The sequence below is a fragment of the Nitrospirillum iridis genome, from assembly GCF_014205765.1.
In the GTDB taxonomy this organism is placed as follows: domain Bacteria; phylum Pseudomonadota; class Alphaproteobacteria; order Azospirillales; family Azospirillaceae; genus Nitrospirillum; species Nitrospirillum iridis.
This window is the reverse complement of record NZ_JACIIZ010000002.1, coordinates 1-12,986: the sequence shown is the minus strand read 5'-3', so window position 1 is coordinate 12,986 and position 12,986 is coordinate 1. Positions and strand designations below refer to the sequence as shown.

Sequence of the window (12,986 nt, the reverse complement as noted above, 5' to 3'; positions counted from 1 at the left end):
GTCCTGGACTGAGGGCGTCCCTCACGCCGAGGGGACGGTCGCCCCCGCGCGGTAGAGACAATAGGTGATGCTGTCAAACAGCGCGTTGTAGGACGCGTCGATGACGTTGGCCGATACCCCGACGGTAACCCAGGGGGCGCCATCGGGCATCCGCGTTTCGATCATGACGCGGGTCACCGCCTTGGTGCCGTCCTGGGGGGTCAGGATGCGGACCTTGTAGTCGACCAGCCGCATCCCGTCCAGATGCGGGTAGGCGGGCAGCAGGGCCTTGCGCAGCGCCGTGTCCAGCGCGTTCACCGGGCCGTTGCCCTCCGCCACCGTCATCAGGGCGTCGGCCACGCCCGGCACCTCCAGCTTGGCGGTCGCCTCCGACAGGGTGACCAGTTGCCCCTGCGCGTTCCACCGCCGCTCATCCAGCACACGGAAGGAGATCAGGCGGAAATAGTCCGGCAGCTGGCCCAGGGTGCGCCGGGCCAGCAGCTCGAAGCTGGCCTCCGCCCCATCATAGGCGTAGCCCTCGAACTCCCGCCGCTTCACCGCCTCCACCAGTTCACCGACGCGGGCGTCGCCGGAGTCGATGGCGATGCCCACCTCGCGCAGGCGCGCCAGGACGTTGGAGCGGCCGGCCTGGTCCGACACCACCACGTGGCGGCGGTTGCCCACGCTTTCCGGCGGCACATGCTCGTAACAGCTGGGGTCCTTCTCCACCGCCGAGACGTGCAGGCCGCCCTTGTGGGCGAAGGCGCTTTCGCCGACATAGGCCGCGTGGCGGTTGGGCGCGCGGTTCAGGCGGTCGTCCAGCAGGCGGCTGACATGCACCAGGCGGCGCATCCCCGCCTCATCCACCCCGGTCTCATAGCCCATCTTCAGGGTCAGCGTCGGGATGAGGGAGATGAGGTTGGCGTTGCCGCACCGCTCCCCCAAGCCGTTCAGGGTGCCCTGGATCATGCGGGCGCCGGCGCGCACCGCCGCCAGGCTGTTGGCCACCGCGTTCTCGGTGTCGTTGTGGCAATGGATGCCCAGCCGCTCACCGGGGATGACGCGCGCCACCGCCGCCACGATGGCCTCCACCTCATGGGGCAGGCTGCCGCCGTTGGTGTCGCACAGCACGATCCAGCGGGCGCCCCCCTCATGGGCCGCGCGCACGCAGGCCAGGGCATAGTCGGGGTTGGCCTTGTAGCCGTCGAAGAAATGCTCCGCATCGAACAGCGGCTCCCGCCCCCGGGCCGCCGTCTCCGCCACGCTGTCGCGGATCAGGTCCAAATTCTCGCCGCGCGGGATGTTCAGCGCCACGTCGACATGGAAGTCCCAGGTCTTGCCCACCAGGCAGACGCCCGCCCCCGGCACCCTGTCGGTGGCGTTGAACAGGGCGTTCAGCCCCGGGTCGTTGCCGGCGCTGCGCCCCGGCCGCCGGGTCATGCCGAAGGCCGTCAGCCGCGCCCGGCGGAAGGCCGGCGGATCAGCGAAGAAGGCGTCGTCGGTGGGGTTGGCCCCCGGCCAGCCGCCCTCGACATAGTCGATGCCCAGCCCATCCAGTTCCCGCGCGATGGCGGCCTTGTCGGCGGCGGTGAAGTCCACGCCCTGGGTCTGCGCGCCATCGCGCAACGTGGTGTCGTACAGGTAGATGCGGGTGCGGTCGGTCATAACAAGGCCAAATAACGAAATGGAGTTGCGACAATGGCCCATCCAACGCAACGAAGCAACCTTGCCAGCCCCCAGGACCGGGCATGGCGGCCTTGCCGGCCCCGTACCGCCCGACCGGACGCCGGCGCCCGGCCAAAAGGAACGCGGCCGCCGCCGGTCATTCACCAAACGTTAACCAATAATTAATAAGGAAACTTGAATTCAAGACCTTGCGCCCGACAGTATAATGAATAATATCCGCGCTCCAACGCCACCGGCATCGATCCGGCGCAAACCTTGCGCCGTCCCATCGCCTTGCCGGGTGCCCCCATCGCGACCCCGCCGGCGTCGACACCTTCAATAAACGGCAGAACAGGAAAACGGGGCCTTACCCATGCGCCTTACCCCCAAGCTATTGCTTCCCGTGGTCGGCATGGCGGTGATCGCCGGCGTCCTGGTCATCGCCGGCCAGATCGGCCTGCGGCGGACGGCGGCCATCTCCCACACGCTGGAGGAGGCGCAGGCGGTGATGGTCCAGGCGACGGAGGTCCGCGCCCTCAGCCGCGCCATCCAGCGCGACGCCCTGAACACCATCCTGGAACCGGCGGCGGCGAAAAAGCCCTTCGCCGACCGCGCCCTGAAGCGCGTGGGGGAGATGCGCGCCCTGGTGGCGGCCTTGCAGCCGCGATTGCCGGCCGACGGCGCCATGACCGCCTTCACCCGCGACCAGGAGGCGGTGATGCGCGAGGCGGAGGCGGTGGTGAAAACCGCCCTGGCCGGTGACGACGCGGCGGCGGCCACCCGCTTCCGTGAGCAGGTCCGCCCCCGGGAACGCGAGGCCTCGACCCTGACCGACGGCTTCATCGACGACCAGGGCCGGACGATCGCCGCGCTGACCGCCGAGGCGGCGCGCGTGCGGGCCCAGACCGGCCAGGCGCTGGCCTGGACCGGCGCCCTGGGCGTGGCGGCGGCCCTGGCGGGCGCCAGCATCCTGGGCCTGCGGCTGGTGGTGCGCCCCCTGGGGCGGCTGACCGCGACCACCCGGGCCATCATCGCCGGCGACCTGGACGTGGCCGTGGCCGCCACCGACCGGGGGGACGAGCTGGGCGACCTGGCCCGCGCCCTGGCCGTCTTCCGCGACACCACGGCGGCGATGCGGCGGCTGGAGGCGGAACAGGCAGCCCTGCGCCGTCAGGCCGACCAGGACCGCAAGGCGGCGCAGGCCGCCGTGGCCGACACCTTCGAGGCCCAGGTGGCCGGCCTGATCGCCGACCTGGCGGCCTCGGCGCGGGAGATGCGCGACACGGCCGATGCCATGGCGGACGCGGCGGGCGTCACCCGCGACCGCTCCCACGCCGTCGCCGGGACGGCAGTGCAGACCTCCGCCAACGTGCAGATGGTGGCGACCGCGTCGGAGCAGCTGTCCGCCACGGTGCAGGAGATCGCCCAGCAGGTCGACCGCTCCCGCCGGCAGGCCCAGGACGCCATCGCCGATTGCGCCACCTCGGCCGAGGTGGTGGGCCAGCTGACCGACAGCACCGCCAAGATCACCGAGGTGGTGGGGATGATCGCCGGCATCGCCGCCCAGACCAACCTGCTGGCCCTGAACGCCACCATCGAGGCGGCGCGCGCGGGCGAGGCCGGCAAGGGCTTCGCCGTCGTGGCGACGGAGGTCAAGGCCCTGGCGACCCAGACCGCCCAGGCGACGGAGGACGTGACCGACCAGGTGCGGCGCATCCAGACCCTGGGCGAACGCACCGCCGCCGCCATCGCCGGCATGAGCGGCGCCATCACCGGCATGGCCGACATCGCCCTGGCCATCGCCTCGGCCGTGGAGGAACAGACCGCCGCCACCCGCGAGGTGGCCCGCGGCATCACCGAGGCCGCCAGCGGCGCCGAGGACATGTCCCGCGACATCGCCCAAGTCAGCGCCGCCGCCACCACCACCGGCAGCGCCGCCACCCAGATCAAGGGCACCTCCGGCAAGCTGGCGGAGCACGCCGACGTGCTGACCGGCGCGGTGGAGCGCTTCCTGGGAACGGTGCGGGCGGCGTGAGGGGGGCGTTGGGGCTGACCCCATAGGCCGCTCGCGAGAGGCCACGTTCCCGCATCAGCGAGGCATCGCGGATTGCAATTCAAGCGGGAATGCGCAAAACAGTTAACTCGCTAAGGCCTATGATTCTCACCCACGGCGCTTGGGTGCGGGGAGCCAAATGAACAAGCGGGATATGAGTGAACGCGATATCTGCTCAAAGTTCATTACGCCGGCCCTGAGCCACGCTGGATGGGACCTGCTCCGGCAGGTCCGCGAAGAGGTGGGGTTCACCAAAGGCCGGATTATCGTCCGTGGCCGGATGGTTACCCGCGGCCAAGGCAAGCGCGCCGACTACGTCCTCTATCACAAACCCAACCTGCCGCTTGCCATCATTGAGGCGAAGGACAACAGCCACCCCATCGGGGCTGGACTTCAGCAGGCGATGGGGTACGCGGAGATCCTGGGCATCCCGTTCGTCTTCTCCTCCAACGGTGACGGCTTCGTCTTCCATGACCGCACGGGCATGGCCCCGGTGATGGAGGAAACACTGAGCCTTGACGCCTTCCCCACGCCCGCCGAACTCTGGGCGCGATATGCGGCCTGGAAGGGGCTGACGGGCGAAGCGGAACGGATAGCCCAGCAGGACTATTACGAGGACGGCGGCGGAAAGTCCCCACGCTACTACCAAGTCAACGCCGTGAACGCTGCGGTCGAAGCGATCGCGAAGGGACAGGACCGTGTGCTGCTGGTCATGGCCACCGGCACAGGCAAGACCTATACGGCGTTCCAGATCATCTGGCGCCTGTGGAAGGCGGGCTTAAAAAAACGCATCCTGTTCCTGGCCGACCGCAACGTGCTGGTGGACCAGACGATGGCCAACGATTTCCGCCCGTTCGGGGGTGCTATGGCCAAGCTGAGCACCCAGGCGAAAACGATAGAGCGCGCCGACGGGTCCAGGATTGATCTGACGGTAGCGGTTGACCGCCAGCGCCGGATCGACACCGCCTATGAGGTTTATCTCGGCCTCTACCAAGCCATTACCGGGCCGGAGGACCATCAGAAGCTGTTCCGGGAACTGTCACCCGGCTTCTTCGACCTGATCATCATAGACGAGTGCCATCGTGGCAGTGCGGCGGAGGATTCGGCCTGGCGGGAAATCCTGGAGTATTTCTCCAGCGCCACGCAAATCGGCCTGACCGCCACGCCAAGGGAGACCAAGTATGTCTCCAACATCGACTATTTCGGTGAGCCTGTCTTTTCCTACACCCTGAAGCAGGGCATCCGCGACGGCTTCCTGGCGCCCTACAAGGTCATCAAGGTCCACATCGACCGCGATGTGCAGGGCTATCGCCCCATCCTGGGGACGCTGGACCGCGACGGGAACGAGGTCGCGGACCGCATCTACAACATCAAGGACTTCGACCGGACCTTGGTCATTGATGACCGGACCAAGCTGGTCGCGAAGAAGGTGACGGATTTCCTGCGGGAAAGCGGTGACCGTTTCCAGAAGACCATCATCTTCTGCGTGGACGAGGAACATGCCGCCCGCATGCGACAGGCCCTGGTGAACGAGAATGCGGACCTGTGCGCGGAAAACCCGCGCTATGTCATGCGCATTACGGGGAGCGACGCCGAGGGCCAGGCGCAGATCGACAATTTTCGCGACCCGGAATCCCCTTATCCGGTGATCGCCACCACCTCCCGCCTGCTGTCCACCGGCGTGGATATCCAGACCTGCCGCCTGATCGTGCTGGACCGCGAGGTCGGTTCGATGACGGAGTTCAAGCAGATCGTCGGGCGCGGCACGCGGGTCCATGAGGACAGCCATAAATTCTATTTCACCCTGATGGATTTCCGAGGGGCCACCAATCTGTTCGCCGACCCAGCCTTCGATGGCGAGCCCGTGCAGATTTATGAACCGGGAGACGACGACCCCGTCGCCCCACCCGACGATCTGCCGACGACGGAAGGGGAGGAGGACGCGCCGCCGGACACCCCCACCGAGGATGAAACCATCCTGGACGGCGACCAACCGGACGTCACCTGGCCACCGCTGGGGCCGCCCCCGGGCCCGCGCCGCAGCAAGATTTATGTGGATGGGGTTGAGGCCACAGTCGTGGCGCAACGGGTGGAATACCTGGATGAGGCGGGACGGCTGGTCACTGAAAGCCTACGCGATTACACCAAGAAGGCCCTGCGCCAGCATTTCACCAGTCTGGAAGCCTTCCTGACACGCTGGAACGGGGAGACGCGCAAACAGGCGGTGGTGGAGGAGTTGGCGGCGGAGGGGTTGCCGTTGAACCTGGTGGCGGCCGAACTGGGCTATGACCTCGACCCCTTCGACCTGATCTGCCACATCGCCTTCGACCAGCCGCCGCTGACCCGGCGGGAACGGGTGGCCAATGTGCGGAAGCGCGATGTCTTCACCCACTACGGCCCCCAGGCCCGCGCCGTGCTGGACGCGCTGCTGGCCAAGTACAGCGACGATGGGCTGCTTGATCTGGGCGACCCCCGGATATTACAGATTGCCCCGTTCGACCGGATGGGCACGCTGGTGCAGCTGATCCGGCGGTTCGGCCGTCGCCCGGATTTCGATGCGGCGGTCGCCCAAATCCAGTCCGCCCTTTATGAGGAAGTCGCCTGACCCATGTCCGTTCGCACCATCGTCAAGACCATCCAGGACATCATGCGCAAGGACAGCGGGGTGGATGGCGACGCGCAACGCCTGTCCCAGCTGTGCTGGATGTTCTTTCTGAAGATCATCGACGACCAGGACCAGGAGTTGGAGGAGGTGCAGGCCGGCTACCGCTCCCCCATCCCGCCCCAATACCAATGGCGCCATTGGGCGGCGGATCCGGAGGGGATAACGGGCGACGCCCTGTTGGCCTTCGTCAATGACGATCTGTTCCCAACCCTGAAGACCCTGCCCCTCACCGGCCTGCCGGGCGACCGCCGCCGCGTGGTGCGCGGCGTGTTCGAGGACGCGTACAATTACATGAAGTCCGGGCAGTTGATGCGCCAGGTGGTGAACAAGATCGCCGCCGTGGATTTCAACGACCTGGCCGAACGGCGGCATTTCGGCGAGATTTACGAACAGCTGCTGAACGATTTGCAGAACGCCGGCAATGCCGGGGAATATTACACGCCCCGCGCCGTGACCTCCTTCATGGTGGATCGGATCGACCCCCGGCCCGGCGAAATCCTGTTCGACCCCGCCTGCGGCACCGGCGGCTTCCTCACCTGTGCCATCCGGCACATGCGCGACCGCCATGTGAAACGGCCGGACGACGAACGCCGGATGCAGGCCGCCCTGCGCGCGGTGGAGAAGAAGCCGCTGCCCCACATGCTGTGCACCACCAACATGCTGTTGCACGGCGTGGAGGATCCCGGCTTTGTCCGGCACGACAACACCCTGGCCCGCCCCTACACCAGTTGGACCCAGTCTGAACGGGTGGATGTGATCCTGACCAACCCACCCTTCGGCGGGAAGGAGGAGGATGGGATCGAAAGCAACTTCCCCGTCCATTTCCGCACGCGGGAGACGGCCGACCTGTTCCTGGCCCTGATCATCCGCCTGCTGAAACCCGGCGGGCGGGCCGCCGTGGTGCTGCCCGACGGGTCGCTGTTCGGCGAGGGGGTTAAGACCAGGCTGAAGGAGCATCTGATGGAGGAGTGCGACCTGCACACCATCGTGCGCCTGCCCAATTCCGTCTTCCGTCCCTATGCCTCCATCGGCACCAACCTGCTGTTCTTCGAGAAGGGCCGTCCGACGACGGAGACCTGGTATTGGGAACACCGGGTGCCGGCGGGGCAGAAGGCCTATTCCATGACAAGGCCCATCCGCCAGGAACACCTGGACGATTGCGCGGATTGGTGGGGCGGGGCCAAGCGTAAGGGACGCGAGGAAAATGAACGCGCCTGGCGCGTGCCAGTGGACCAGGTCAAGGAACGCGGCTGGAACCTGGACATCAAGAACCCGCACGCGGTGGCCGACGACCATGGCGACCCCGAGACCCTGGCCGCCGACCTGGACGCGGCGGAACGCGACGTGGCCCGCCTGCGCGACCAGTTGAAAGCCATCCTGGCCGAGGCGTTGGCCCGATGAACGCCGACATCCTTCTGGACCATTACGACAGGATCGCCGACGCGCCGGACGCGATCCCGCGACTGCGCCGCTTCGTGCTGGATTTGGCCGTGCGGGGCAAGCTGGTACCACAGGACCCGGCGGATGAGCCGGCTGCCGTTACATTACGTCGCCTTGTAGGCCCTGTCGTTCAGGATGGCGCTTTTGAGCTACCCCCCACTTGGTGCTGGGTAAAAGTCGGAGATGTAGCTCACACTAGGTTGGGCAAAATGCTCGATAAGGAGAAAAACAAGGGCCCCCTCCGGCCTTACCTTCGCAACATAAATGTGAGATGGTTCGACTTTAACTTATCTGACTTGCTGGAAATGCCGTTCGAAGACAAGGAACTAGAAGATTTTTGTCTAAAATGTGGCGACGTAATGATTTGTGAAGGCGGTGAGCCTGGGCGTGCGGCAGTCTGGCGGGACGCGGCTTCAGGAATTTATTTCCAAAAAGCTATCCATAGAGTCCGATTATTCGAAATAATCAATCCTGATTTCTTTGTTTATGCACTTAAATCGAGCGCCAATGATGGGCGACTTTATGAATACTTTACTGGCTCTGGGATCAAACACTTCACGGGCAGAGGTCTAAACCTTTACCAATTTCCCCTTCCCCCCCTCGCTGAACAACGCCGCATCGTCGCCAAGGTCGATGAGTTGATGGCGCTGTGCGATCAGTTGGAGGCGGCGCGGACGGCGCGGGAGGAAACGCGCGACCGGATGGCGGCGGCCAGTCTTGCCCGCCTCAACGCCCCTGACCCCGAAACCTTCCCTACCGACGCCCGCTTCGCGCTGAACGCCCTGCCAGCCCTCACCACCCGCCCGGATCAGGTGAAGCAGCTTCGCCAAACGATTTTGAATTTGGCGGTACGAGGAAAGTTAACCTACCAAGATTTCAGCAGTGAATCAGTTAAGGATTTTCTTGGACGTTTGCCACATCAAAGGAAGTCGCTGGAATTGAAATCAGAAAAAACAATAAAATATAACAATATTCTAGGTCATCATTCAAATCCAAATGATCTTCCACATGGGTGGGAGTATGAAGCATTGGGGAGATTGACTAATCCATTAAAAAAAATTTCTTATGGCGTGCTTATTCCTGGACCTGATGTCGATAACGGCGTGCCATTTATCAGAGTACAAGATCTCGCTTTATCTGACCATCCTCCACGCCCACAAAAAACAATTTCGCGAGATGTTGATCTTCAATATCACAAAACTAGAATAGAAGGTGGCGAAATTCTTATCTGCGTAGTTGGAAGCATCGGGAAATTGGGAATTGCACCAATTCAATGGGCTGGATCTAATATTGCTCGTGCCGTTGCTCGCATTTCACTAATTTCAGATTTGAATTCAGAATATATAATTATTTTCTTGAGAAGCGACTATGCTCAAGGTTATTTTCTAGATGCAACTCGGAAGCTCGCGCAGCCTACCCTGAACGTAGGGCTACTTGAGATGCTACCAGTTCCCATTCCCCCCCTCGCTGAACAACGCCGCATCGTCGCCAAGGTGAACGAACTGATGGCCCTGTGCGACCAGTTGGAGGCCGCCTTGACCGCCGCCAGCACGGCGCGGGCACGGTTGCTGGAGGCAGCGCTGCAGGCGGCCCTGGTGCCGGTCGAGCCCCTTCTGAACGCTGCGGAGTAACGATCGGCCATGAGCATCCATCACGCCATCTGGACCGTCGGCTCGCCGCCCGCGCCGTTGTCCCGCGCCACGCTGCCCAGCGAGAAAGCGCTGGAGGACATGATCGTGGCGGCGCCGCAAATCCTCTCGGATTCCTGGATGCTGATCGGACGGCAGGAGCGGACGGCGCATGGCGGCATCGTCGACCTGCTGGCCATCGCGCCCGACGGCGCCCTGGTGCTGATCGAACTGAAGCGCGACCGCACGCCGCGCGATGTGGTGGCCCAGGCGCTGGACTATGCCAGTTGGGTCGAAGGGCTGAAGCCCGAGAACATCGCCGCGATCCATGGCCGCTTCGCGCCGGGCCGCAACCTGGCCGATGATTTCCGCGCCCGTTTCGGCACCGACCTGGATGAGGAGACGCTGAACCACGCGCATGAGGTGGTGATCGTCGCGGCGGAACTGGATGCTGACAGCGAACGCATCGTCAGCTACCTGGCCGACCGGGGCATCGCCATCAATGTCCTGTGCTTCCAAGTCTTCACCCTGGGCGGACAGCAGGTGCTGAGCCGCGCCTGGCTGAAGGACCGGGTGGAACCGGCGCCAGAGATCACACAAGCCGCCGGCGGAGCGAAGGAGCCGTGGAACGGTGAATTCTACGCCTCCTTCGGCGCCGGTCCGCACCGGTCCTGGGATGACGCCGTTGACCATGGTTTCATCAGCGCCGGTGGGGCCAGTTGGTACAGTAAGACGCTGGGCCTGTTGAAACCGGGGGACCGTGTCTGGGTGAAGTCACCCGACCACGGCTTCATCGGCGTCGGCCGCGTCACCGGCCCCGCCGAACCGGCAAGCGGCTTCACAGTGCGCAACGCCGCAGGCGAATCGGTGCCGGCCCTGGACCTGTTGACCCGCGCTGATTACCACCGGGCATTCGCCGACGATCCCGACAAGTGCGAATGGTTCGTGCCAGTGGAGTGGATCGACACCGTGCCCTTGAACCGGGCGGTGCGGGAAATCGGCCTGTTCGGCAACCAGAACACTGTTTGTCGCCCATTGACGCCAAAATGGCGGACGACCGTTGAGCGGCTGAAGGCGTGCTTCCCCGGTTTCCGGGAGTGACCAACGGCAGCGATCTGCGCCTCGGTACGGAGTGGTGGCCCATGCGGCGCGGCCCTGTTCGCTGACCGCCCATCCCATCCCTGACACTCCTGCACCCATCTGCGCCCCCGGGGCCACACCCGGCGCCCCAGATTCACCATGATAACGCGAATGACTTGCAATCGCGGCGTAACGCCGTTAAGGAGGCCCCCGCCACCCTATCGCTGACATCCCATCCGGGAGGAACCGTTGAAACTCCGCGCCCTCTGCCTCACGCTGCTGGCCACCACCTCGCCCCTGGGGGCGCTGGCGGCCTCGGCGCCCGACGACCAGTCCGCCACGCCGGAGGTGGTCATCACCGGCACCCGGCAGGACGATGCCACCGAGGGCAGCGGGTCCTACACCGTCAAGACCACGCGGGGCGCCACCAAGCTGCCGCTGTCGCTGAAGGAGACGCCGCAGTCGGTCACCGTGGTCACCCGCGACCAGATGAACGATTTCGGCCTGCGCACGGTGAACGACGTGCTGGCCAGCACCACCGGCGTGAACGTGCAGGAGGTGGAAACCAACCGCACCTATTTCAGCGCGCGCGGTTTCGACATATCCAATTTCCAGTATGACGGCTTCGGCTTGCCCATCGTCGACGGCATCCAGAACGGCAACATCGACATGGCCGTCTATGACCATGTCGAGGTGCTGCGCGGCGCCAACGGCCTGATGTCGTCCACCGGCAATCCGTCGGCCACGGTGAACTTCGTGCGCAAGCGGCCGACGGACGCGCTGGCGGCCACCGCCTCCTTCACCGGCGGCTCCTACGACAACAAGCGCGGCGACGTGGACGTGTCCACGCCCCTCAACGCCTCGGGCAGCGTGCGCATGCGCGTGGTCGGCGCCTATCAGGACACCGACAGCCAGCTGGACCGCTACAACAACAAGCGCGGCCTGGGCTATGGCGTGATCGAGGCCGACCTGGACCCGCGCACCACCGTCTCCGTCGGCTACCAGTACCAGGACGATCGGGCCAAGGGCGGCCTGTGGGGCGCCCTGCCGCTGTACTACACCGACGGCACGCCCACCCATTACAGCCGCGGCACCAGCACCTCGGCCGACTGGAGCCGGTGGGACATCCAGACCCAGCAGATGTTCGCCGACATCCGCCACGACCTGGGGTCCGGCTGGATCGCCAAGGCCAGCGTCATGCACAGCGTGACCGAGGGCGACAGCGACCTGTTCTATGTCTACGGCACGCCGGACAAGACCACGGGCGATGGCCTCTATTCCTACCCCTCGGCCTATCACAACCATGACCGGCAGTGGACGGCCGAGGCCTACGTCTCCGGCCCGCTGCAGGCCCTGGGCCGCACCCACGACCTGGTGCTGGGCGGCAATTGGGGGCGCAGCAACAGCTTCCAGCATTCCGACTATGGCCAGGGCATCGGCACCGCCCTGCCGGGCGACAGCGCCTTTGACGGCAGCTATCCGGAACCGGCCATGGACGCCTATATCGGCGAGGCCCATTACTACTACACCCGGGAAACCGGCTATGCCGCCGCCCGGCTCAGCCTGCTGGACCCGCTGAAGCTGCTGGTCGGCACCAATGTCACCCATGTGAAGATGTCGGGCGACAGCTATGGCGCCCCCAACAGCTATGACCTCACCCGCGCCCTGCCCTATGCCGGCCTGGTCTATGAGGTCACGCCGCAGATCTCGGCCTATGCCAGCTACGCCCAGATCTTCAACCCGCAGACCCAGACGGACATCAACAACAAGATCCTGGCCCCCATCGAGGGCGACAATGTCGAGGTCGGCGCCAAGGGCGCCTGGTACGATAACAGGCTGAACGCCAGCTTCGCCCTGTTCCAGGCCAAGCAGAACAACACGGCGGAAAGCGCCGGCACCAACCTGACGACCGGCCAGACCTACTACACCGGCATCAACGCCACCTCGCAAGGCGTGGAGGCGGAGGTGTCGGGCCAGATCGTGCCGCAGGTGCAGCTGGCCGCCGGCTACACCTATGTGGAGATCGAGGATGAGCAGGGCCACGCCGCGCGCACCTATGTGCCGCGCCACACCCTGCGCCTGTCGGCCAACTACCAGCCCATAGACAAGCTGAAGCTGGGCGCCACCCTGTCGTGGCAGAGCCGCATCTATCGCGACCAGCAGGCCGTCAGCACGACGACGGGCCAGGAGATCTACACCGAGCAGGGGGCCTACGCCCTGCTGGGGGTGATGGCGCACTATGACATCGACCACAACTGGTCGGTCACCGCCAACCTGAACAACCTGACGGATGAGAAGTACATCACCAGCCTGTACTGGTCCCAGGGCTTCTATGGCGCCGGCCTGAACGGCACCGTCAGCATCAACTGGAAGATGTGAGGGCGTTAGCGTCCGAGAGCGTGGTGGAAAATCGGTGATCGCCCGGGGTGGGGCATGCCCCACCCCGGGCGGCGGCGGGCGGGAGGTGGTCATTGGT

General features: G+C 65.1%; 7 protein-coding genes. 6 read left to right on the top strand and 1 reads right to left on the bottom strand.

The window, feature by feature from the left end; translation table 11 throughout:
- Positions 1-21 precede the first annotated feature (21 nt).
- The gene (gene cimA, locus FHS74_RS03050) at positions 22-1,644 is read right to left on the bottom strand and encodes a citramalate synthase (protein ID WP_184797370.1); all 1,623 of its coding nucleotides are present in this window, start codon (positions 1,642-1,644) and stop codon (positions 22-24) included.
- Positions 1,645-2,017: 373 nt separating this feature from the next.
- Between cimA and FHS74_RS03045 the strand changes: the two genes are divergently transcribed.
- The 6 genes from FHS74_RS03045 (at position 2,018) to FHS74_RS03020 (ending at position 12,889) form a co-directional block, all read left to right on the top strand.
- Positions 2,018-3,679, top strand: a complete 1,662-nt coding sequence (locus tag FHS74_RS03045) for a methyl-accepting chemotaxis protein (protein WP_184797368.1) — start codon at positions 2,018-2,020, stop codon at positions 3,677-3,679.
- 157 nt (positions 3,680-3,836) lie between these two features.
- Positions 3,837-6,302 carry an EcoAI/FtnUII family type I restriction enzme subunit R gene (gene hsdR / locus FHS74_RS03040; RefSeq protein WP_184797366.1) on the top strand — a complete coding sequence of 822 codons (2,466 nt, stop codon included), beginning with the start codon at positions 3,837-3,839 and terminating at the stop codon, positions 6,300-6,302.
- A 3-nt stretch (positions 6,303-6,305) separates the two neighbouring features.
- Positions 6,306-7,763 (top strand): class I SAM-dependent DNA methyltransferase, encoded by a 1,458-nt coding sequence (locus FHS74_RS03035; protein WP_184797364.1) that lies wholly within the window; start codon positions 6,306-6,308, stop codon positions 7,761-7,763.
- Positions 7,760-9,433 carry a restriction endonuclease subunit S gene (locus tag FHS74_RS03030; RefSeq protein WP_184797362.1) on the top strand — a complete coding sequence of 558 codons (1,674 nt, stop codon included), beginning with the start codon at positions 7,760-7,762 and terminating at the stop codon, positions 9,431-9,433. Before FHS74_RS03035 ends, FHS74_RS03030 begins: the two co-directional genes overlap by 4 nt.
- 9 nt (positions 9,434-9,442) lie before the next feature.
- Positions 9,443-10,531 carry an endonuclease NucS domain-containing protein gene (locus FHS74_RS03025; protein WP_184797360.1) on the top strand — a complete coding sequence of 363 codons (1,089 nt, stop codon included), beginning with the start codon at positions 9,443-9,445 and terminating at the stop codon, positions 10,529-10,531.
- A 228-nt stretch (positions 10,532-10,759) separates the two neighbouring features.
- On the top strand, positions 10,760-12,889 hold the full coding sequence (locus FHS74_RS03020; RefSeq protein ID WP_211106074.1) for a TonB-dependent siderophore receptor: 2,130 nt from the start codon (positions 10,760-10,762) through the stop codon (positions 12,887-12,889).
- The last annotated feature ends 97 nt before the right edge of the window (positions 12,890-12,986 follow it).

What these genes read in the sequence shown, in the direction of transcription:
- cimA (WP_184797370.1), bottom strand. Translation starts at nt 1,644, where the DNA reads ATGACCGACCGCACCCGCATCTACCTGTACGACACCACGTTGCGCGAT.
- FHS74_RS03045 (WP_184797368.1), top strand. Translation starts at nt 2,018, where the DNA reads ATGCGCCTTACCCCCAAGCTATTGCTTCCCGTGGTCGGCATGGCGGTG.
- hsdR (WP_184797366.1), top strand. Translation starts at nt 3,837, where the DNA reads ATGAACAAGCGGGATATGAGTGAACGCGATATCTGCTCAAAGTTCATT.
- FHS74_RS03035 (WP_184797364.1), top strand. Translation starts at nt 6,306, where the DNA reads ATGTCCGTTCGCACCATCGTCAAGACCATCCAGGACATCATGCGCAAG.
- FHS74_RS03030 (WP_184797362.1), top strand. Translation starts at nt 7,760, where the DNA reads ATGAACGCCGACATCCTTCTGGACCATTACGACAGGATCGCCGACGCG.
- FHS74_RS03025 (WP_184797360.1), top strand. Translation starts at nt 9,443, where the DNA reads ATGAGCATCCATCACGCCATCTGGACCGTCGGCTCGCCGCCCGCGCCG.